This window comes from Nocardia sp. XZ_19_369, assembly GCF_015355715.1.
Taxonomy (GTDB): Bacteria; Actinomycetota; Actinomycetes; order Mycobacteriales; family Mycobacteriaceae; genus Nocardia.
Map to the genome: position 1 here is coordinate 255,091 of NZ_JACVED010000007.1, position 20,064 is coordinate 275,154.

Here is a 20,064-nt window from a genome sequence, read left to right on the forward strand (position 1 = left end):
ACATCAGCCCGTGGCCGTGTCGTCCGCCCTGGTACTCACAGTACGCGGAAGGCGGTCAGCTGCCAGCCGGCCCGGTGCAACACCACGCACGCGGCCACCGCGAACTCCCGATTCCCGCGCTGATATCGGCCGTATACCTCGGCGGTGTTCGGGCCGGTCAGCTCGACCCCGAGCTTGGTCAGCAGGGCCGGACCGAGTTTGCGGCCCGGCGGCGCCGACCGCGCCAGCGTCTCGATCGCGGCGAGCACCGACGGCGCGGCGAGCCTGCGCAACTGGACCGCGGGGCGGCGGCCGTCCAGCACCTCGAGCACCAGCCGTAGCGAACTTTCCGCGAATCGGCTTGCGGCCGAACCTGTTTCGCCATCCCTGCCGTACGATGGAGGGCGACCGTCGTGCCGGGCGCGTCGCTCCGCCGCCCGACTGGTCGACCCGCTATGCGACGGCATGCGACGGTGACAGGGCAGCGCGGCTCGTGGCGACAACGCCTCCGATCGAGGGCGGCCCGGCCGATCACCGTCCAGCGGTGGCTCGAGCCGTGGCGCGGGCGAAAGCGATGGTCGTCGACTGTGCATCCGGTGTCCCCCTGTGTTCGAATCGAGTTCCCCTGGCTCGAGGCAGACAGCTTGCCACGGAAGCCGCAGCGGGTAAAGGGGAACGCCGATTTCACCGAATAAGCCACAGCGGAGCAGCTGAACCCTTGTGGCAGCAGCACAATAGGCGTGAGGCGGCATCGAAAAAAGGGAGCATCGGGCAGCGTGATCACGAGACTGACGCCGCAGGACGCGTCCTTCTATCGGCTCGAGTCGAGCAGCAACCCGATTCATATCGGCGCCCTCGCGATCGTCCGGAATGCCGAGCACGGCGCCGATCCGGTGCTGGACTACGACCGGCTGGTCGATCTGGTCGAGGCCAGGCTCTCGCTGGTCCCCCGCTACCGCCGCAAGGTGGTGGAGATCCCGTTCGCTCTCGGCCGCCCGGTCTGGGTGGAGGACAGCCAGTTCGACATCACCTATCACATCCGTCGCTCGGCCCTGCCCACTCCGGGCACCGACGAGCAACTGCACGACCTGGTCGCCCGGCTGGCCTCCCGGCCGCTGGATCAGAGCAGGCCGCTGTGGGAGATGCATCTGATCGAGGGCCTGTCCGACGGCCGCTGCGCGATCTTCACCAAGACCCACTCGGCCCTGGTCGACGGCGACACCGCGCTGGAGATCGGCCACGTGATCCTCGATACCGGGCCGTCGCCGCGCGAGCTCGCGAACAACGCCTGGCACGCACCGCGCGAGCCCAACGACGTGGAGCTGCTGGTCGGCGCGTTGACCCACCTGGCCGCCCAGCCACGCGAGGCGCTGGAGGTGGCCAGGCACGCGAGCGGGCACGCCTTCGCGGTGATCGGTGCCGCGGGCCGGGCGGTGGACTCGGTGGTCTCGGCGGTGCGCGCGGCGACGACCGGCGCGCCGGACAGCCCGTTGAACGCGCGCACCTCCCGCAACCGCCGCTTCGACGTGGTGCGCACCGATCTCGAGGATTACCGCAAGATCCGCAAGCGGTTCGACTGCTCGATCAACGACGTCATCCTCGCCGTGGTCTCCGGTGCGCTGCGCAATTGGCTGCTGTCGCGGGGTGAGACGCTCACCGAATCGACCACGTTGCGCGCCGTGGTGCCGATGTCGGTGTATGTCGAAGGGCCCGACAGCGATCAGCTGAAACCGGCCAGCGAGGTCTCCTCGTTCCTGATCGACCTGCCGGTCGGCGAACCCAATCCGGTCATGCGGCTTTCGCATATCTCGCACGCCACCGAGGCCAACGGCAAGCATCATCGCGGCGTTCGCGCGCGCACCCTGGTGCATCTGGCCGGTTTCGCTCCGGCGAGCCTGCATGCCATGAGTGTGCGTGCGGCGAGTACCTTCGCAGAGCACACGTTCAATCTGGTGATCACCAACGCACCGGGTCCGCAGACGCCGATGTACATCGGCGGCGCGCGGATGCTGGAGATGTATCCGGTGTCGCCACTGCTGCGCAATCAGGCCTCGAGCATCGGGATCACGTCCTATGACGGACGCGTTTTCTACGGACTCAACGCCGACCGCGACGCGATGGCCGACATCGGCGTGCTGGCCGCGTCGGTGCGCGATTCCATGGAGGAGATGCTCGGTGCCTGCGTCTGATCAGGAGAAAATGCGGGTCTATATCCCCGCGACGGTGCCGATGCTGCGCGAGCTCGTCACGAACCGGGAGCTGCACCCGATCGGCGGCACCGCCTTCGCGGTGACCCCGGCGTTGCGCGAGGCGTACGCCTCCGGCGACGACGAGGAGCTGGCCGAGGTCGCGATGGGCGAGGCCGCCCGCGCCTCGCTGCGCCTGCTCGCCGCCGAACGTGACGACGATGAGGACGCGACCGCGGCACCGGCCGATGCGGGCAGGCCGGTCTACCGGCGCGCCGTGATCGCCGCCGATGTGACCGGTGCGAAGCTGCGCTCCGACCTCGACGACGCCGTGGTGAAGCTGGCCGGCCCGATCACCTACGACCAGATCGGCTGCGTGCACGTCGATCTGGCCGAGGCCGAGCCGCAGGTGGCCAAGGCCGTCGACGTGGTCGACGCCGCCGATCTCGGCGACACCGACGCCGAATTCGTGCTCGGCGACGCCGAGGACCACCAGCTCGCCTGGTACGCCGCGCAGGAGCTGCCGTTCCTGCTCGAGCTGCTCTGACGCGCCCGGGGTGGAGCGGCCACGACCTCCCGGCTAACCTACGATGCCGTAACCTTGCTGAGGCGTGGGCAGCGCATCCGACGAACAGGAAGACGAACGGCAGCGATGAGCTCGAAAACTGGGGGATTCTCCGTGCGCAGCGTGCGGGAGTGGCTGGAGGCACCGGCCGCCGCGGTCGCCGAGCGCGGCGGCAGATTGAACGTGTTGCGCGGGGCCGTGGCACGCGTCACCACCCCGTTGCTGCCGGATGACTATCTGCATCTGGCCAACCCGCTGTGGTCGGCCCGCGAACTGCGCGGTCGCATCGTCGACGTGCGCAAGGAAACCGCGGACTCGGCCACCCTGGTGATCAAGCCGGGCTGGGGCTTCGACTTCAAATACGAGCCGGGCCAGTACATCGGCATCGGCGTGCTGATCGACGGGCGCTGGCACTGGCGCTCGTACTCGCTCACCTGTCCGCCGAACTGGTCGGATCCCGAGGCGGGCGGCAAGCGCGTCATCTCGATCGCCGTGAAGGCGATGCCGGAGGGCTTCCTGTCCAGTCACCTGGTGAGCGGCGTCCCGGTGGGCACCGTGGTCCGGCTCGCCGCGCCGCAGGGCGGTTTCGTGCTGCCCTACCCGCCGCCGGACAAGGTGTTGTTCCTGACCGCGGGCAGCGGGATCACTCCGGTGCTCGCCATGCTGCGCGCGATGGACCGCCGCGACATGGTCACCGACGTGCAGCACCTGCATTCCGCGCGCACCGCCGAGGACGTCATGTTCGGTGCCGAGCTGCGCGACCTGCACGACCGGCACCCGAGCTTCGATTCGCACCTGCACCTCACCGGCGAGCACGGCAAGTTCGCCCTCGCCGGGCTCGACGAGAAGTTCCCCGACTGGCGCGAGCGGCACACCTGGGCCTGCGGCCCCGCCGCGATGCTGGACGAGATCGAACACCACTGGCGCGACGCGGGCCTCTCCGATCGGCTGCACGTGGAGCGGTTCGAGATCGCGCGCTCCGCGGTCGGCGAGGGTGGCACGGTCACCTTCGGCAAGACCGGGCGCACCGCCGAGGTGGACGGCGCGACCAGCCTGCTGGAGGCGGGCGAGTCCGTCGGCGTGCAGATGCCGTTCGGTTGCCGCATGGGCATCTGCCAAACCTGTGTCGTAACACTGGCTTCCGGGCACGTGCGTGACCTACGCAACGGTGACGAGCATCGCGAAGGCGACAAGGTGCAGACCTGCATCTCCGCCGCGGCAGGCGACTGCACCCTCGACGTCTGAGCGCGCGCCGAGCCTCGGCTCACCGCGCCGCCGACGTTGTTTGGGTACCCTCGAGTGAAATTGAGCAGCGAAAGGACACCCGGTGGCAATCACCGATATTCAGGCGTTCGCCCACCTGACTGCGGCCGACATCGAAACACTGGGGCAGGAACTCGATTCGATCCGGCGCTCGGTGGAGCAGTCGCGCGGCGAGCGTGACGCGAAGTACATCCGGCGCACCATCGCCGCGCAGCGCTGCCTCGAGGTGGCCGGGCGCGCGGTGCTGTTCGGCAGCCGCAACCGCTGGGCCTGGCTCACCGGCACCGCGTTGCTGTCGGTCGCCAAGATCGTCGAGAACATGGAGCTCGGGCACAACATCAGCCACGGGCAGTGGGACTGGATGAACGACCCGGAGATCCATTCCAGCAGTTGGGAATGGGACCAGACCGGGCCGTCGTCGCAGTGGCGGCGGGCGCACAACTACTCGCACCACACCTACACCAACGTGCTCGGCAAGGACGAGGACCTCGGCTTCGGCATCCTGCGGATGACCCGTGACGAGGCCTGGCGGCCGGTTCACCTGGTGCAACCGGTGGCCAACCTGGTGCTCGCCGCGACCTTCGAGTGGGGTATCGCGCTGCACGACTGGGACATCGAGAAAGAGCTCTCCGGAACTCCGCCGGGGTGGCGGTCCGAGCCGAACCGCGAGTTCGCCCGCAAGATCGCCCGGCAGGTGGGCAAGGACTTCGTGTTTTATCCGGCGCTCACTGGACCCGCCTTCCTGTCGACCTTGAAGGCGAACGCGACCGCCAACCTGGTGCGCAACCTGTGGGCCTACGCGGTGATCTTCTGCGGCCACTTCCCTGACGGCGCCGAGAAGTTCACCATCGAGCAGCTCGAGGGTGAGACCAGCGGCGAGTGGTACCTGCGGCAGATGCTCGGCAGTGCCAACTTCAAGGCCGGGCCCGCGATGGCGTTCATGAGCGGCAACCTCTGCTACCAGATCGAGCACCACCTGTTCCCGGACCTGCCGAGCAACCGGTACGCCGAGATCTCCGTACGGGTGCGCGAACTGTGCGAGAAGTACGACCTGCCCTACACCACCGGCTCGCTCGGCAAGCAGTACCTGCTCGCCTTCCGGACCATCCACAAGCTCGCGCTCCCGGACCGTTTTCTCAAGGCCACCGCCGACAACGCGCCGGAGACGTCCTCGGAACACAAGTTCGCCGGCATCACGCTGCCGTCGCTGCCGAGTTCGGACACCGCGAGCTGGCTCGGCGTCGACCCGGAGACCGGGCAGCGACGCGGGCTGCGTTCGGCGATGCGCGAGGCCAAAGTGGTGCTGAAGGAGAAGGCGCGGCAGGAGAAGGAAATGCTGCGCGAGGCCAAGCGCGCGCTGCGCGAGAAGGCCGAGCACGAGAAAGAGGCGCTGCGCGAGGCCACCGTCGCGCTGCAGGACCGGGCCCGCACCGAGCAGGCGTCGCTGAAGCGCAAGGCCGAGCGGCAGCGGGCGTTGTTCCGCAATCGCCGCCGTCGCTGACCGATCGAGTGAGCCGGGAGTGATCAGCTCCCGGCTCGTCCGGTGGATTACCAGCGCACCTTCAGATCGCTGACGACCGCCGCGTGGTCGGAGTAGAAGACGCCGGGCCCGTGGCGCCGCATGCGTTGATCGACGATGCGGGCCGCCCGCGTTTCCACGTTGCCCTTGGCGAAGAGGAAGTCGATCCGCTGATCGGTGATCAGCTTCTCGGTGGGTAGTGGGCTCCAGGTGCGGCCGGGGACGGCGCAGACGTCGGGGTTGGCCGCGCGGAAGGTGTCCACGAAACCGGCCTCGGTGACGACCTTGGTTGCGGTCAGCGGATAGCTGAGCCCGAAGTGGTTCGGACAGTCGGCCTGGCTCGGCGTCCAGTCCGCGCCGGGCAGCGTGTTGAAGTCGCCACCGAGCAGCACGGGTGCGGTGTTGCCGCCGAGCATCCTCGGTAGCTGGTTCTGCACGATGTCGGTGATGTATTGCGTCTGGGCGCGTCCGGCCTGCACGACGGCGGCGACCGAGTGGCGGGGTTCGCGGCCGTCGCGGCGGTCGATCGCGTTCTCGTCGATCAGGTAGCCGTCCCATGGATCGGTGTAGGTCAGCCAGGTGGCGAACAGATTCAGCTCACCGTCGTGCGGCACGCGGACCCGGACACCACCGAGATTGAAGTCGCTCACCGGGCCGCCCTGCGGCTTCGGGTAGGACGCGACGACCTCGTACTTGGTGAAGATCCACAGGTTGTCCTGGCCGGCGGGCCGGTCGGTGATGCGGACGCCGGTGTAGCGGCCGTTGTGCGCCCGGCGGGTCAGCGCGTCGGTGATGAGGTCGCCGGAGCCGTAGGTTTCCACGGCGAAGAACACGTCCGGCTCGATATCGATCACTTGGTCGATCAGGTCGTTCAGATTGTCCGGCGTGGGCTCACGTCCGCCGTGAAAGATGTTCCAGGTCAGCACGCGCACCCGCTCGTGGTCGCCGGCCTGCGCCGTCGGCGCGACCCCCACCAGCGCGGTACTCGCCAGCAGAACAGCCGTGAGCAACGCCTTGCATAATCGCATGATCGAACTCCATTCGTCAGGGACGCTGGAAGTTAGGTGAATCTTCGGAACAGCGCGTGACGAGTGGGCAAAGCTCTGGTCGCCGTCGAGCCGTAACGCCATGCGAGAGAAGGCTTTACGCTGTACGGCCGCATACTTGATCTAGCACCATATGATCGTGATCGCAATGGGGGATTTACCACACCAGCGTTCAGCTCCACGCAACCTACGGTCACGTAACTTACGGTACTGTAACCGCCATGGCGATCTCGGATGTCAAGGAATACGCACATCTCACCGAGGCCGACGTGGAAGCACTCGGCGCGGAATTCGACGCGATCCGGCGGGATATCGAATCCTCGCGCGGTGAGCGCGACGCGCGGTACATCCGCAACGTCATCCGGCTGCAGCGTGCCCTCGAGATCAGCGGCCGCGGCGTCCTGTTCGCCAGCTTCTTACCGCCGGCCTGGCTGGCCGGTGTCGCCCTGCTGAGCACGTCCAAGATCATCGAGAACATGGAGATCGGGCACAACGCCATGCACGGGCAGTGGGACTGGATGAACGATCCGGAGATCCACTCAAGCACCTGGGAATGGGACAACGCGGGCCCGGCCAAGCACTGGAAGCACACGCACAACTACCTGCATCACAAGTACACCAACGTGCTCGGCATGGACGACGACATCGGCTACGGGCTGCTGCGGGTGACCCGCGATCAGCGCTGGAAGCCGTTCAACCTGGGCAACCCGGTCTACAACCTGGTGCTGCAGCTGCTGTTCGAATACGGCGTCGCCATCCAGCACATGGAGCTCGGCAAGCTGGCCGCTGGCCGCTTCAAGCCGGGCACCCCCGAGCGGGCCGAGTTCGAGCGCAAGCGCAGCGAAGCGCTGACCAAGATGGGCAAGCAGGTCCTCAAGGACTATGTGATCTTCCCGGCGCTCACCGGCCCCGCGTTCTTCTCCACGCTCACGGCCAACCTCGCCGCGAACGCGATCCGCAACGTGTGGTCCAACGCGGTGATCTTCTGCGGTCACTTCCCCGACGGGGCGGAGAAGTTCACCAAGGCCGATGTCGACGGCGAGACCAAGGGCCAGTGGTACCTGCGCCAGATGCTGGGCAGCGCCAACATCTCCGGCGGACCGCTCACCCACTTCATGACCGGCAACCTCAGCCACCAGATCGAACACCACCTCTTCCCCGACCTGCCGAGCAACCGGTACGCCGAGATCGCGGTGCGGGTCCGTGAGCTGGCCGAAAAGTACGACCTGCCCTACACCACCGGTTCGCTGCCGGTGCAGTACTTCAAGGCCTGGCGCACCATCCTCAAACTGTCCCTGCCGGACAAGTACCTGCGCGACACCGCCGACGACGCCCCCGAGACCGCCTCGGAGCGCAAGTTCGCCGGCAAGACGGGCCCGTTCATCGACCCGGTCACCGGCAAACGCCACGGCCTGCGCACCGCCCTCGCCTCCGGCCGCCGCCGCCTCACCCGCCGCCCCGCGCCGGTCGAGCGCGCATTGCAACTCACGAAGTGAACCGGTCGGCCCGGGTTCCGACCCGGGCCGTCGAGGACCGTACCTGCCGCTGCTTGCCAGGAACGTCGCTGTGCCACATTTCGACGAAACATGGCAGTTCCCACTGACACTCGGCGTATTCGATCTTGTTCGACGCACCGTGCCTTGATAGTTTGAGCACGGCTCCAGGCGTCGAGGGAGGACTCCGGGCCATTCACAGTGGGAGGGATTCACATGTTTCGTAAGGTCTTCTATGCCTGTGCCGCCGCGGCGGTCGTCGGTCTCGGCGCAACAGGGGTCGCGTCGGCCTACGACGGACAGGTCTTCACCGGGCCGGACGCCGAGTGGGACTGCGCCAAGCAGCTCGAAAAGGATCTCGTGGCCGCCCCCGGCCTGCTGAGCGGCACCTGCGACTTCGACGGCAACGGCAACGTCGTCGAGCACTACGGGCAGTGGTCGCGGCGGTGATCGTCGAATAATCGAATCAACTGTGCGGGCGGCTTTTACAGCCGCCCGCACAGTCTTATTCCGGCCACTCCGGGAACGGGCAGAGTCATATGGTCGTTCGCGGTAAACGAGCAGAGTCATATGGTGGCTGATCCAGCTCGATCAACGACCATATGACTCTGCTCGTCTGCGTAGTAGGGCCGAGTGGTTGAGTAGGCGCGTGGGTGCTGACGGGTTGAGTGTTTACGAGGCGATTCGAGTGCGGCGGGACGTGCGCGCGGAGTTCACCAGCGAGCTGGTGGACGACGCGACACTGTGGCGGATTCTCGAGGCCGCGCATCGAGCGCCGAGCGTCGGGAATTCGCAGCCGTGGGATTTCGTGGTGGTGCGCGATCCGAGCACGTTGCGGAAATTCGCGGATCACGTGGCGGACAAGCGGGTGGAGTTCCGTGCGTCGCTGCCGCCGGAGCGTGCGGCGACGTTCGAGCCGATCAAGATCGAGGGAATCATCGAGAGCGGCACGGGCATCGTGGTCAGCTACGACCACAGCCGCGGTGGGCCGCAGGTGCTCGGGCGCGCCAGCGTGCCCGAAACCGGTGTCTACTCCGCGGTTCTCGCCATCCAGAACCTGTGGCTGGCCGCCACCGCCGAGGGGCTGGGCGTCGGCTGGGTGTCGTTCTACGACCCCGAATTCCTCACCGACCTGGTCGCACTACCCGAGGGCATCCAGCCGGTCGCCTGGTTGTGCGTCGGCCCCGTCGACGAACTCCAGCAGATCCCCGACCTGGAACGATTCGGCTGGCGCGGCAGGCGACCGCTGCAAGAGGCCGTGCACCTCGAGACCTACCGCGCCTAACACACACCTAACTGATGTCCCGCGATCCAGCCCATCACCCCCACGGCGCACGCCCCCGGACTCGACCAGCTCGATGAACACACGCCTGCCGCACACGATTTCGCGTGCGATTGGCGACCGCCGCCTGCGATTCGCTGTGCGTGAGATCACCGGGCGCGCGGCCATCGCGCGCAACCCCGAGGATTCGTCTGGGTGCCGAGTGGGTACGCATGGAGGATATCCATCTAGGACAATGAATTCGTCTCGCGCACAAAGTTCGTCAGCTCAGGAGGTTTGCCATGGCCAATGTCGACGCCGTCCGGCTGTCGCATGAGCTGGGCATCGACCTCGCGCATGCCATGCTGCGCCTGCGCCGTGAGGGCCATCCCGGCGAGACTCATCACGACACCTGCCTGCGGATCATCGCCGAAGAAGGCGGCCGATCACAGACCCCGCGCCGCACCTTCACCTCCTACGGTGCCCGCCCCACCGCCGACGGCACCATCCCGGTGATCCCCCCGGCCCGCCCCCGCCGCCCGCGCTAGCCCGACCCCAACTTTCGGCCGAAAGCCGTACCGGCCCTTCGTTTAACACCGCACACCCCTTGTGTGAGCCACACACCCGCTATACGGGGTGTGCGGCTCATGAAAAGGGTGTGCGGCTCACGAAAAGGCCGTGCGGCTCACGAAAACGGTGTGCGGTTCACCAACGGAGTGCCGAGGCAGCGCAGGGCGTGGCGGTCAGACGCGTTCCAGGACCGCCGACGCACCGATACCGCCTGCGGCGCAGATGCCGAGCAGTGCCGCGTTCTTCCCGGTCCGGGCGAGTTCGTTCGCCATGGTGGTGACCATGCGAGCCCCGGTGGCGCCGAAGGGGTGGCCGAGGGAGACCGAACCACCGTGCACGTTGAGCTTGTCGATGTCGATCTCGCCGACGGCGGTGTCCCGGTCGAGCCGGGTCTTGGCCCATTCGTCACTGTTGAGGGCCGCGAGTACGGACAAGGTCTGCGCGGCAAAAGCCTCGTGGATGTCGACGAAGTCGATGTCGCCCAACGACATTCCGGCCTTGTCGAGCGCCCGCGGCATGGAGATGGCGGGCCCGATGAGCACCTGGTCGGTCGGGTCCACGCTGACGTAGCTCCAGGAGCGGAACGCGGCGAGCGGCCGGTAGCCGAGTTCGAGGGCCTTCTCCTCGCTCATCAGCAGCACCGCGGACGCGCCGTCGGTGAGCGGGCTGGCATTGCCCGCGGTGACGGTGCCGTTTTCGGCGAACACCGGCTTGAGTTTCGATAGTTTTTCGATGCTGGTGTCCCCGCGGACCAGTCCGTCGCGGGCGATCTCGGTGCCCTCGGGGGTGCGCACCCGCAGAACCTCGTCGTCGAACCGGCCCGAATCGATGGCCGCGGCCGCACGATGATGCGAGCGGGCGGCGAATTCGTCCTGGTCGGCGCGGCTGACGCCGTGGATGCGGGCCATCTTCTCGGCCGACTCCCCCATCACCTCACCGGTGGTGCGCTCGGCGATCTTCGGCCTGCTCGGCAGCAGGTCGGTGAACGGCGCGAGCTGCGCGACCGCGGACAGATAGTCCTTCGGCTTCGGCTTACCGAGCGCCAGCGGCGCGGCGGCGTGCACCACCTTCTGCGGCAGTTTGACCTCGGCATTGGAGGTGGAGTCGCTGCCGCCGGCGATCATGATGTCGTACTCGCCGCGCTCGATCGCGGCCGCGGCGGAGGTCACCGCCTGCAGGCCGGACGCGCAGGCCCTGGTCACCGTGTATCCCTCACAGCCCGGATCCAATTGCAGGTCGAGCGCGATTTCCCTGGCGATGTTCGGCGCCGCGCTCGGCAGGATGACCCCGCCCCACACGATCGCCTGCACCTGCGCGCCGGGCAGCCCGGTGCGCTCCAGCAATCCCCGAACGGCGGCATCAGCGAGAGCGATGGAATCCATCCGCGTGTATCCGGTGAACGCACGCACGAACGGCGTGCGCGCACCGGACACGATAACGGCACGGCGAGCAGCCTTGGTGGCCATGCGATTTCCTTTCGAGAGATCTATGACCACCAAACTTACTCCATAGTAAGTTCACCGTCGACCCCCTTCGCCGACGGTGACCCCGTGCGCAGCGGCGATCCCCTCCACCGTCGCTGATTCCGGCCTGCCGCGCGCCGTTGCGCAACAGACCGGAAGGCGCCCGTCCCGACGAACGCCCCTGCTCGTCCCGGAACGCTCCGCAAGGCCGATGTCGGATGCGACTCGGCGCCTCAGAACACTAGCAATATTTCCACTGATTTTTCAAACACTTTCTATCGATTTGCTTTCAGCCCTGCTCGCGCCTACCCTGAAGCCACTATGCATAGCCCTTCGGAGCTGTCGCGACGCCAGAAGAGATTCGGCCGAATCATCAAGGAGCGCCGGGACGAGCTCGGACTCACGCAGTTACAGATCGGCGACCTCGGGGGGCCATCAGCACCGACGATTCGCAAGATCGAGGACGGCGACGCGGCGATCAGCACGCACACGCTGAACAAACTCGACGCGCCGCTGCGCTGGCTGCCCGGCAGTGCCGCGCGCACCTACGCGGGCGGTACGCCGACCGCCGACGAGCCGGGCCCGGTCGCCCGCCACACCGGCGAATCCGTCGTGGCCGGGCCCGACTCGATCCGCTTCGAAATCGCCGACCTCACCGGCCTGCTCGCCACCGCGGGCCGGCTCAACGATGCGGTCGAGCGCGGCAAGGCCACCGACCCGCAGCTGGTCGCGGCCATCGAAGAGCTCAACCGGGTGGTCTCCAAACTGTCGGCGCGCTACGCGACCACCATGCTGGAACGCAACGGTGGACCGGGCCGCGCCCTGCACCCCCTCGTCGAAATGGCCTTCGCGCATCTGCTGGAGGTGCCCGCCGAAGTCAGCGACGCTACCGAACTACAGGAACGGCGATACCGGCGCTGGCTGGCCGGACGATCGGAGGACGTGGATGCTGCGACAGAAGCCCAGTTCCGGGCACGGTGGCTGGCTGCCAACCTGGCCACGACCGCGAGTCGAAACGGCGGGCACTGAGGTGACGGAGATGACGAACAACGCGCCGACCAACGGGACGCTCACGCTGAGCCACAAGGTCAACCGGCTCTTCGCCGTCGTGCACCCCCGCTCCGCCCCCGAGCGCAGCAATGCGACGGTGGCCGAGCAGGCCGGGGACTACCTGCGCCGGACCATCCCGGCGAGCCAGCTGGAGCGACTACGCCGTGGTGACTTCGACGGCGAAAATGGTTCCGCCGCAATCGAACCCGAGGTCCTCGCGGCGATCGCGCAGAGCTTCGGCGTCGCCGCGGACTACCTCACCACGACGGGCCCGGCGGCCGCGGCGATCGACCGTGAGCTCGAGCTGCTCGCGACCATGCGCGATGCCAATGTTTCCAGCATCGCGCTGCGCGGTTCCAACGTCGATCAGTCGATCCTGGCCCGGATCATCGAGAGCACCGATCGTCCCGTACCGCCGAGTCGGTAACATCTCCACCTACATGGGGGCAACGAGCTTGCTGTAGGAGATCGATCGCATGGCCATGCAGGCCCGGTTCCGGAACCTGACCCGCGACGTACCGATACCCCACCCGTGGGATCTGTCGAGCTATCTCGACGATGTCGCGCGGTATCGCGGCCGGAGCATCAGTCTGCTGCCGATCGATACCGCGTTGCTCGCGGGCACCGGGTGCGGCACCGGCAGCGGTTTGTGGATCGCGAAGCAGGACAGTGATGTCATCGTCTACGGCGCGGACACCACCGAGTGGCACGCCGAGCACATCATCGTGCACGAGCTCGGCCACATGCTGCTCGGCCACGGCCCGGAGCAGCCGACCGACGACGAACCCGCGCCGACCACCCCGACGGTGGCCGCGGTCGCCGAACTACTGCCCTCGATCTCGCCGGAATCCATCGCGCACGTGCTGGGCCGGACCGACTACGGCACCACCCGTGAACGCGACGCCGAAACCTTCGCCGACATGGTCATGCTGCACGCCATGCGCCCGCCACGCCGAGACTCGTTGCTACACCGGACATTCTTCCGCGACCGACGTCGGTGAGCTCCCCCGTCCCCGCGGTCTTCGCGGTGCCGGTGATCGCTTTCGTCGTCGCCGTGACCCTCGGTCGTTTCGCGGTGCTCAACCACACTGCGATCGACCGGCTGCTCAACCGATCACTGGCCTGGACCGCGGTATCGCTCGTCCTGCTGGAACGGGGCATCGCACCGCAATTCGGCAGCCTGATGCACCAGCTGTCGATGGGCGCCACCATGCTCGCGATCGCGAGCATCTACGGTGCCGCGACCCTGTGGGCCGACACCGACCCGCGCGTCGCGGCGCGTCGGCAGCGGTACTACGACCTGGCCGCCGTCGCCTCCGTCGGGCTGATCCTGCTCATCGGCACGCCCTACCGGCGGGCAGGCACCCTGCTCGGCCAGGACAGCAGCTGGCAGGAGTTCGTGGTGTCGGCGGTGATGTGGATTCCGCTGATCGCGGCGGGCAGGCTGGTCTGGCGGGTCGGCCTGCGCGAGCTGCGCACCGGTCAGGTCAGCAGGTACGAGCGGGCCGTCTTCACCGCCCTGCTCGCCGCGCCGGTTATCGCGGGCGCGAGCCTGGTGAGCTCGATCGCCCGGCATACCGGTCGCTGGAACGCCGACGACCCGCACCTCACCCGTTGGGCGGCACCGAATTTCGGCACCGTGTTCGTGCTGGCCGCGATGCTGGCGGTACCGCTGGCCGAGCTGGTGTCGGCGCGGGCCGGGTGGGACCGGTCCGGTCGACGCTGCCGTCGGCTGCGGCCGCTGTGGTCCGAGCTCACCGCGGCGGTGCCCGAGATCGTGCTGCCCGCAAGCGGTCCGGTCCCGCCGGACGCCCGCCTGCTCCGGATGACGGTGGAGATCCGGGACGCGCTGATGCACCTGCACCGGTACCTGCCCGCCGAGCAGACCACGCCGGGTCCGCCGAGTACCGAGCGCTATGCCCGGCAACTGCGGCAGGCGATCACCGCCAAGCGGGCCGGCGCCGCCCCCGCCGCGGGCGCCACGGAAGCCGATCGATTCGGCACACCGTCCAGCGATCTCGACTCCGACATCCGCCGCCTGCTGGAGCTGGCACAAGCTTGGCGGATACGCGAAACTCGCACGGTACCAACAGGTTTGACGAAGTTACTACCGAAGCCCAGCCGGGGCGGCTGACGATCGCTGGGACGGGTGCGGGTTCTCCGGGCACCCAACTCGGGCGCTGGATACCCGGAGCGGTGGAAGGTGGAAAGCCGAACTACGCGAGGCGGATGAGCCCGTAGTCGAAGGCGTGCCGACGGTAGACAACCGACGGTCGGTCGGTCTCCCGGTCTTGGAAGAGGAAGAAATCGTGGCCGACGAGTTCCATCTGGTAGAGGGCGTCGTCGACGGACATCGGGGTCGCGGTGTGCACCTTGGTGCGCACGATATGCCCGGGTCCGGCCGCGTATTCCTGGTTCTCGGCCTGCTCCTCGGAGCGGCGGGTGTCGCCGTCGGGGTGGTCGTGCGCGCCGGATCCGTTCGGCTGCGCGAACAGCGACTCGTCCACCAGATCCGCGGTGGCCTGCGCGACCGACAGCGGGGTCTTGTCCCCGTAGTGCACCTTGCGGCGGTCCTTGGTGCGGCGCAGCCTGCTCTCCAGTTTGGCCGTCACCGACTCGAACGCGGCGTAGAAACTATCGGCGCAGGCCTCGGCCCGCACGATCGGGCCTTTACCGCGCGCGGTGATCTCGACGCGCTGACAGCTCTTGCGCTGCCGCCGATTTCGCTCGTGGAACAGCTCGACGTCGAAAATGAAAATGGACGGGTCGAAGCGTTCGAGGCGGGAGAGTTTCTCCGCGACGTAGATTCGAAAGTGATCCGGAACTTCGACATTGCGACCCTTGACCACGACGTCCGCACGGGGCGTTTTGGTTCGGTCTGCAGTGGATTGTTCGGTCACGTCGACGGTGCGGTCGTCCAGCACCGAAGGGTCAGCGTCTTGCACTGAAGGTCGTGAAGAAGTCGTCACGCGTACCTCCCGAATATGGCCGCACAGACAATGTGCGTGCGGCGGGATTGAGCCGTGCCGATCGACGATCTCTCGGCACTTGATGTCCGAGGCGCCACCTCCAAACTCCCGGTTCGGGTGTGTGATCGCGACGGTAGTACGACATTCGGGAGTGCGCCAGTGTTCACGCAAATTTCCCGGAGTCAAGCAGCACAGGTAACCAGCACGGCACGTGTCCGTAATCCGATCCGGGCAAGTGCGCGCACCGATTCGCGTGCCGTCGCTCCGGTCGTCAGCACGTCGTCGACCAGCACTACCTCGGCGTTTTCCGCGATCTCGCGCAGCGCCGGGCAAGCGGGTATCGTCGTGATCCGCCCGCGCAGATTGTGTGCCCGCGCACCGGGTGTCAACCCCACCGAATCACGGACACCCCACCACACCCGGAGCACGGATACCATTTGGCTATCGGGCAGCCAACTCACGGCTACCGCCGCCGCACGCAGCACCGGATCACCGCCGCGCCTGCGCGCCGCGACCTTCCGGCTCGGCGCGGGCACCAGCACGAGCGGCCGATCGGCCGTCCGCAAGCGCGCGAGCCCACCCGCCAATGCCAGCCCGAGCGGCTCGGCCAGGTCCCGGCGCCCACGCTCCTTGGCCGCGAGCACCGCCCGCCGCCCCGGCCCCGCGTAGGGCCCGAGCGCCCAGCACGGCACCCCCGGATCGGTCCGCGGCCGCACCCGCAGCGGCGGCCCCGCGAGCGCGCCCGCACAGTCGGCACACCAGCCGACCCCCGCCGTCCGGCAGCCCGCACACGAGGCGGGCAGGATCAGATCCAACAGGGTCCGCATCGACCGAGTGTGCGCCCGCCCACCGACAAGCGACCGACTCGGCTGCTACCGCGTCTTCGATACCGTTGCCAGGGAACTGTTTACGCGTGCGCTGTCCGGGGGAATCGGTACGGATGGCTCCGCAGAAGTCCGTCAGCCCGGCAGCACCGGCACGGCGTTCGCCCCTAGTCCTGGCACCTCGCGCCAGTAGGGTTCGCCACCGTCCGGATTGCTGGTCAGCTCCAGCACCGCACGGGAATCGGCGGCGTACTGGTGCTCCGGGGAGGCACTCACCTGCCGCACCGGCGCCGTGAGGTTGCGGCTGGTCTGCGGCGTCGGCTGTGACCCGTCGATGTACACGGTGCCCACCGGATCGACATTGCCTTCGCGGGAGATGATCAACCGGTCGTTGCCGAACCAGGACAGCGACACGGCGTTCGCACTCGCGTTGACGCCCACCGGCAGCGGCGAGTCCAGGGCGTACCCGCCGCCGGGCTTCGGAACCACCACCGCCACATAGACTTTGCCGTCGGCGATCAGCGCGGCCCGCACGCCGGTCCGGGAGAGCCGCAGCTCGGTGATGGGCGGCCGGAAATTCGACCCGGAGCTCGACGTGGTGAGTGCCGAGGTGTCGACATCCTGGACCGATACGGTGTTCGTTGTCCGGTCGTTGACGGCCCGGATCACCCGTTCGCCGTCGATGACGGCCCACGCGGCGGTGCCGTCGACATTCCAGGACGGCCGGGTGATCGTCGCGCCCGCGGCGACCGGAATGGCGTTGCCGCCATAGGTGCCGATCATCAAGGTGCGCGGTGGTTCCGGCGCGGGCCGTCCGGTGTCCGCGACTCCGGCGACCAGCTGACCGTCCGGCGAGAGCGACGCGGAAAGCAAGTTGTTCACGGCACCGAAGTAGCCCGGCGCGGGGGTGATGACGGCGTTGTTCTCCGGCACCTGCACCAGCGCGCCGCCGCGCAGCGCGTGCAGACCGACCTGGTTGTTCCCCACGGTCGGCTGGCTGTACTGCTGGACATCGGCGGTCGACCAGCCGCTGCCGGTGAACCGGTCATCGAACGGTTTACCGTCGGCGAGCAGCACATAGGGGCCGAGAATGTCCGCGCCCGCCAGGGTGAGCACGACCTGCGCGGCGAGCAACTCCCGATCGCGCGGGTTGAGCGCGGACGCGCCGGCGAAGTCGATCTTCACGCCGCCGATCCCCACCCCGACCTCGTCCGGATCTCCGTTGGCCTTGGTGATGGGCCCGCGCAAGGTGATCGGCGCGGCCAGCTCGTTGCGTAGCACCGGGGCGAGGGCGGGCTGGGTGCCCTCGCCGAGCATGGCGAGCAGCCGCTGGGTCAGCTGCACCTTGGGCACGGACACCCAGCGCAGATCGGGCACCACGACGCTGCTCGTCGGATCGACGAAATAGAGCACGTAGCGCCGATACGACTTGCCGAACGCGATGGAGTCCATCACGACGCCGTCGGGCAGCTCGTCGATGCGCCACTCGTCGTTGACCTTCGTCATCTCGATCTTGTGTTCCAGCGGCGGGTCGGCCGAGGCGCGGTACGCGCCGTTGGTGTCCAGTTCGGCGACCTTGCGCGCCCGGATGCGATAAGTCGCCTTGTCGCCGGTTCGCGACTCGCGCAAGGTATCCGGCTTCTCCACGATCGTGGTGCCCGCCGCGTCGTCCCAGTGCGCGGCGGCCGACGGGGTCATGTACTGGCGGGCCGCCAGATGCCGATTGGTCGGGTCGGCGGTGGCCAGCAGGAAGTCGCGCAGCAGTAGATCGGGGTCGCGCCCGGCGACCGGCGGCGGCGGGCCCTCGGAGGTCGGCTCCCGGTCGATGGTGCCCAGCGCCTGCGGCGCCGAGGATTCCGGCAGGCTGGCACACCCGGAGAGCACGACCAAGGCCGCAAGGGCCGCCGCGGCGCACGCGAACAGCCGCTGCGTCTTCGCGGAACCGACACGCATTCCCATGAAACCCCTTCCCCCGGGACCGAGCGCCCCCGTCGTCGGGGGTGTGTTTCGGAAGGCTGGCGCCGGGCGCGCACCGGGCGGGTAACGCCGAGTCATGACGGTACGTCCCCCGGTTCGTGCGCCGAGTCGGCCCCCGCCGATGACGACGTCGCAGGCGGGGTCGAGCCGTTCCCGGCGGCCGCCGCCGAGGTCGCACCGGACACCGGATTCGGTTCCGGCGCAGGCGAAGCCGGGACGGCCTCCAGTTCGACCTGCCGCACGACGGCCTGCTTGCGCACCGGCTCCAGCGGCAGCGGGCTGACCCCGAGCTTCTTGCCGCGCACCAGCGGCAGCGTCAACCGGAAGCTCGCGCCGACGCCGACCTCGCCCCAGGCCTCCAGCCTGCCTTCGTGCAGGTTCGCGTCCTCCACGCTGATCGACAGGCCGAGCCCGGTGCCGCCGGAGCGGCGCATGCGCGACGGATCCGAGCGCCAGAATCGGTTGAAGACCAGCTTCTCCTCGCCCGGCCGCAGCCCGACGCCCTGGTCGCGCACCACCACCGAGACCGCGTTGGCGTCGACGTCGCCGCGCATCCTGATCAGCACCGGCTTGCCCTCGCTGTGGTCGATCGCGTTGGCCAGCAGGTTGCGCAGCACCCGCTCGACCCGGCGCGGATCCACCTCGGCGACCAACGGTTCCTCGGGCAGATCGATGACCACCTCGACGCTCGCGTCCTTGGCCAGGTGCCGGACCGTGGAGATCGCCGCCCGGGCGCACATCCGCACGTCCAGCGACTCGACCTGGAGTTCAGCGACGCCCGCGTCGTGGCGGCTGATCTCGAGCAGATCGTTGAGCAGGCCCTCGAACCGGTCCAGCTCGTTGACCAACAGCTCCGCGCTGCGGGCCAGCGCCGGATCGAGATCGTCGCTGCTGCCGTGGATCAGATCCGCGGCCATCCGCACGGTGGTCAACGGGGTGCGCAACTCGTGGCTGACGTCGGAGGTGAAGCGGCGCTGCAGGTTTCCGAACTCTTCCAGCTGGGTGATCTGGTTGGACAGGCTCTCGGCCATCTCGTTGAACGCCTGCGCCAGCCGCGCCATGTCGTCCTCGCCGCGCACCAGCATGCGTTCCTTGAGCCTGCCGTCGGCGAAGCGACCGGCGATCCGCGCGGCCGAACGGATCGGCAGCACCACCTGCCTGGTCACCAGCGCCGTGATGGCGGCGAGCAAGACGAGCAGCACGATGCCGCCGATCAGCATGGTGCCGCGGATCAGCGACAGGCTGCGGGCCTCGGTGGACAGCGGGAAGATGAGATAGATCTCCAGCGTGGGTATTTCGGTGCTCGGGCTGCCGATGATCAACGCGGGGCCGCGATAGCCGCTGGAGTCCGAGACCGTGCTGAACTGACGGCTGACCTGGCCGCGGCGCACGAAGTTGCGCAGTTCGGCGGGCACGTCCTGGATCGGACCCGCGGCGACCTCCTGCTGGCCGCTGTCCACCATCACCAGCGCCACGTCGTAGCTGCCCGCGACCCCGGTCTGCGGGCTACCGTCGCTGGAGAGCGCGTTGCGCGCCTCGACGAGCCGATTGAGCTGGGTACCGGTGTCGTGCGTACCGACCAGCTGGCTGTGCGCCGCGTTGCGGGCGCGGACCATCTCCTCGACCGCCGCGTTGATCTTGGTGTCCAGCATCCGGTTGGTGATCTGATCGGTCAGCACCACACCGAGGATGGTGATCACGATCAGCGACAGGGTGATGGTCGAGACCGCGACCCGCAGTTGCAACGATCGCTGCCAGAGATGGCCGAGCACCGTACCCAGCTCGGTGAATCTGGCGCCTACCGCTGCCAGTCGCCGCTCCAGTTTGCTGCTGGAGCGATCGATCACGACCGAGCCTCGTCGGCGCTCGATGCCTCCGTCCGCACGAACGCTGCCTGCA

19 protein-coding genes are annotated in these 20,064 nt (G+C 68.1%); 12 read left to right on the forward strand and 7 right to left on the reverse strand.

The window, feature by feature from the left end; translation table 11 throughout:
* Positions 1-35: 35 nt before the first annotated feature.
* Positions 36-824 (reverse strand): Rv3235 family protein, encoded by a 789-nt coding sequence (locus tag IBX18_RS43185; protein WP_306796426.1) that lies wholly within the window; start codon positions 822-824, stop codon positions 36-38.
* Here IBX18_RS43185 and IBX18_RS26385 point away from each other — a divergent pair.
* The 4 genes from IBX18_RS26385 to IBX18_RS26400 all read left to right on the forward strand — a co-directional run bounded on the left by IBX18_RS26385 (position 756) and on the right by IBX18_RS26400 (position 5,494).
* Entirely contained in the window at positions 756-2,168 is a 1,413-nt protein-coding gene (locus IBX18_RS26385) for a wax ester/triacylglycerol synthase family O-acyltransferase (RefSeq protein WP_194836204.1), read from the forward strand. The two genes, IBX18_RS43185 and IBX18_RS26385, sit on opposite strands and share 69 nt — an antisense overlap.
* A 10-nt stretch (positions 2,169-2,178) precedes the next feature.
* Positions 2,179-2,712, forward strand: coding sequence for a hypothetical protein (locus tag IBX18_RS26390; RefSeq protein ID WP_194836503.1), 534 nt, complete (start codon positions 2,179-2,181; stop codon positions 2,710-2,712).
* Between the two features lie 105 nt (positions 2,713-2,817).
* Positions 2,818-3,975, forward strand: a complete 1,158-nt coding sequence (locus IBX18_RS26395; RefSeq protein WP_194836205.1) for a ferredoxin reductase — start codon at positions 2,818-2,820, stop codon at positions 3,973-3,975.
* A gap of 82 nt (positions 3,976-4,057) precedes the next feature.
* A complete protein-coding gene (locus tag IBX18_RS26400; RefSeq protein WP_194836206.1) occupies positions 4,058-5,494 on the forward strand; it encodes a fatty acid desaturase in 1,437 nt (478 codons plus the stop codon).
* 47 nt (positions 5,495-5,541) lie between these two features.
* Here IBX18_RS26400 and IBX18_RS26405 read toward each other — a convergent pair whose 3' ends face one another.
* Positions 5,542-6,540 carry an endonuclease/exonuclease/phosphatase family protein gene (locus IBX18_RS26405; protein ID WP_194836207.1) on the reverse strand — a complete coding sequence of 333 codons (999 nt, stop codon included), beginning with the start codon at positions 6,538-6,540 and terminating at the stop codon, positions 5,542-5,544.
* A 239-nt stretch (positions 6,541-6,779) separates the two neighbouring features.
* Here IBX18_RS26405 and IBX18_RS26410 point away from each other — a divergent pair, with 239 nt between their 5' ends.
* The 4 genes from IBX18_RS26410 (at position 6,780) to IBX18_RS26425 (ending at position 9,860) form a co-directional block, all read left to right on the forward strand.
* Complete coding sequence (locus IBX18_RS26410) at positions 6,780-8,054, forward strand: fatty acid desaturase (protein ID WP_194836208.1); 1,275 nt, start codon at positions 6,780-6,782, stop codon at positions 8,052-8,054.
* 213 nt (positions 8,055-8,267) lie between these two features.
* Positions 8,268-8,501, forward strand: a complete 234-nt coding sequence (locus tag IBX18_RS26415) for a hypothetical protein (RefSeq protein ID WP_194836209.1) — start codon at positions 8,268-8,270, stop codon at positions 8,499-8,501.
* 214 nt (positions 8,502-8,715) lie between these two features.
* The gene (gene bluB, locus IBX18_RS26420; protein WP_228541794.1) at positions 8,716-9,336 is read left to right on the forward strand and encodes a 5,6-dimethylbenzimidazole synthase; all 621 of its coding nucleotides are present in this window, start codon (positions 8,716-8,718) and stop codon (positions 9,334-9,336) included.
* A gap of 278 nt (positions 9,337-9,614) precedes the next feature.
* A complete protein-coding gene (locus IBX18_RS26425; RefSeq protein WP_194836211.1) occupies positions 9,615-9,860 on the forward strand; it encodes a hypothetical protein in 246 nt (81 codons plus the stop codon).
* Between the two features lie 195 nt (positions 9,861-10,055).
* On the opposite strand, the gene IBX18_RS26430 is transcribed toward IBX18_RS26425, so the two are convergent.
* A complete protein-coding gene (locus tag IBX18_RS26430; protein WP_194836212.1) occupies positions 10,056-11,348 on the reverse strand; it encodes an acetyl-CoA C-acyltransferase in 1,293 nt (430 codons plus the stop codon).
* 318 nt (positions 11,349-11,666) lie between these two features.
* Here IBX18_RS26430 and IBX18_RS26435 point away from each other — a divergent pair, with 318 nt between their 5' ends.
* From IBX18_RS26435 to IBX18_RS26450, 4 genes are read left to right on the forward strand one after another with little or no spacing between them, the layout of a single operon-like run.
* A complete protein-coding gene (locus IBX18_RS26435) occupies positions 11,667-12,374 on the forward strand; it encodes a helix-turn-helix domain-containing protein (protein WP_194836213.1) in 708 nt (235 codons plus the stop codon).
* Between the two features lie 10 nt (positions 12,375-12,384).
* Positions 12,385-12,822: a hypothetical protein gene (locus IBX18_RS26440; protein ID WP_194836214.1), complete on the forward strand. Its 438-nt coding sequence runs from the start codon at positions 12,385-12,387 to the stop codon at positions 12,820-12,822.
* A 49-nt stretch (positions 12,823-12,871) separates the two neighbouring features.
* Entirely contained in the window at positions 12,872-13,396 is a 525-nt protein-coding gene (locus IBX18_RS26445; protein ID WP_194836215.1) for a hypothetical protein, read from the forward strand.
* On the forward strand, positions 13,393-14,529 hold the full coding sequence (locus IBX18_RS26450; protein WP_194836216.1) for an MAB_1171c family putative transporter: 1,137 nt from the start codon (positions 13,393-13,395) through the stop codon (positions 14,527-14,529). Before IBX18_RS26445 ends, IBX18_RS26450 begins: the two co-directional genes overlap by 4 nt.
* A gap of 82 nt (positions 14,530-14,611) precedes the next feature.
* On the opposite strand, the gene hpf is transcribed toward IBX18_RS26450, so the two are convergent.
* From hpf to mtrB, 4 genes are all read right to left on the reverse strand, one after another.
* Complete coding sequence (gene hpf / locus IBX18_RS26455) at positions 14,612-15,319, reverse strand: ribosome hibernation-promoting factor, HPF/YfiA family (RefSeq protein ID WP_194836504.1); 708 nt, start codon at positions 15,317-15,319, stop codon at positions 14,612-14,614.
* Between the two features lie 227 nt (positions 15,320-15,546).
* Entirely contained in the window at positions 15,547-16,191 is a 645-nt protein-coding gene (locus tag IBX18_RS26460) for a ComF family protein (RefSeq protein WP_194836217.1), read from the reverse strand.
* Between the two features lie 132 nt (positions 16,192-16,323).
* Positions 16,324-18,147: an MtrAB system accessory lipoprotein LpqB gene (gene lpqB / locus IBX18_RS26465; RefSeq protein WP_194836218.1), complete on the reverse strand. Its 1,824-nt coding sequence runs from the start codon at positions 18,145-18,147 to the stop codon at positions 16,324-16,326.
* Between the two features lie 92 nt (positions 18,148-18,239).
* Positions 18,240-20,012, reverse strand: a complete 1,773-nt coding sequence (gene mtrB, locus IBX18_RS26470; protein WP_194836219.1) for an MtrAB system histidine kinase MtrB — start codon at positions 20,010-20,012, stop codon at positions 18,240-18,242.
* Positions 20,013-20,064: the final 52 nt, after the last annotated feature.

What these genes read in the sequence shown, in the direction of transcription:
- IBX18_RS43185 (WP_306796426.1), bottom strand. Translation starts at nt 824, where the DNA reads ATGAATCGGGTTGCTGCTCGACTCGAGCCGATAGAAGGACGCGTCCTG.
- IBX18_RS26390 (WP_194836503.1), top strand. Translation starts at nt 2,179, where the DNA reads ATGCGGGTCTATATCCCCGCGACGGTGCCGATGCTGCGCGAGCTCGTC.
- IBX18_RS26395 (WP_194836205.1), top strand. Translation starts at nt 2,818, where the DNA reads ATGAGCTCGAAAACTGGGGGATTCTCCGTGCGCAGCGTGCGGGAGTGG.
- IBX18_RS26405 (WP_194836207.1), bottom strand. Translation starts at nt 6,540, where the DNA reads ATGCGATTATGCAAGGCGTTGCTCACGGCTGTTCTGCTGGCGAGTACC.
- IBX18_RS26410 (WP_194836208.1), top strand. Translation starts at nt 6,780, where the DNA reads ATGGCGATCTCGGATGTCAAGGAATACGCACATCTCACCGAGGCCGAC.
- IBX18_RS26415 (WP_194836209.1), top strand. Translation starts at nt 8,268, where the DNA reads ATGTTTCGTAAGGTCTTCTATGCCTGTGCCGCCGCGGCGGTCGTCGGT.
- IBX18_RS26425 (WP_194836211.1), top strand. Translation starts at nt 9,615, where the DNA reads ATGGCCAATGTCGACGCCGTCCGGCTGTCGCATGAGCTGGGCATCGAC.
- IBX18_RS26430 (WP_194836212.1), bottom strand. Translation starts at nt 11,348, where the DNA reads ATGGCCACCAAGGCTGCTCGCCGTGCCGTTATCGTGTCCGGTGCGCGC.
- IBX18_RS26435 (WP_194836213.1), top strand. Translation starts at nt 11,667, where the DNA reads ATGCATAGCCCTTCGGAGCTGTCGCGACGCCAGAAGAGATTCGGCCGA.
- IBX18_RS26440 (WP_194836214.1), top strand. Translation starts at nt 12,385, where the DNA reads ATGACGAACAACGCGCCGACCAACGGGACGCTCACGCTGAGCCACAAG.
- IBX18_RS26445 (WP_194836215.1), top strand. Translation starts at nt 12,872, where the DNA reads ATGGCCATGCAGGCCCGGTTCCGGAACCTGACCCGCGACGTACCGATA.
- IBX18_RS26460 (WP_194836217.1), bottom strand. Translation starts at nt 16,191, where the DNA reads ATGCGGACCCTGTTGGATCTGATCCTGCCCGCCTCGTGTGCGGGCTGC.
- lpqB (WP_194836218.1), bottom strand. Translation starts at nt 18,147, where the DNA reads ATGGGAATGCGTGTCGGTTCCGCGAAGACGCAGCGGCTGTTCGCGTGC.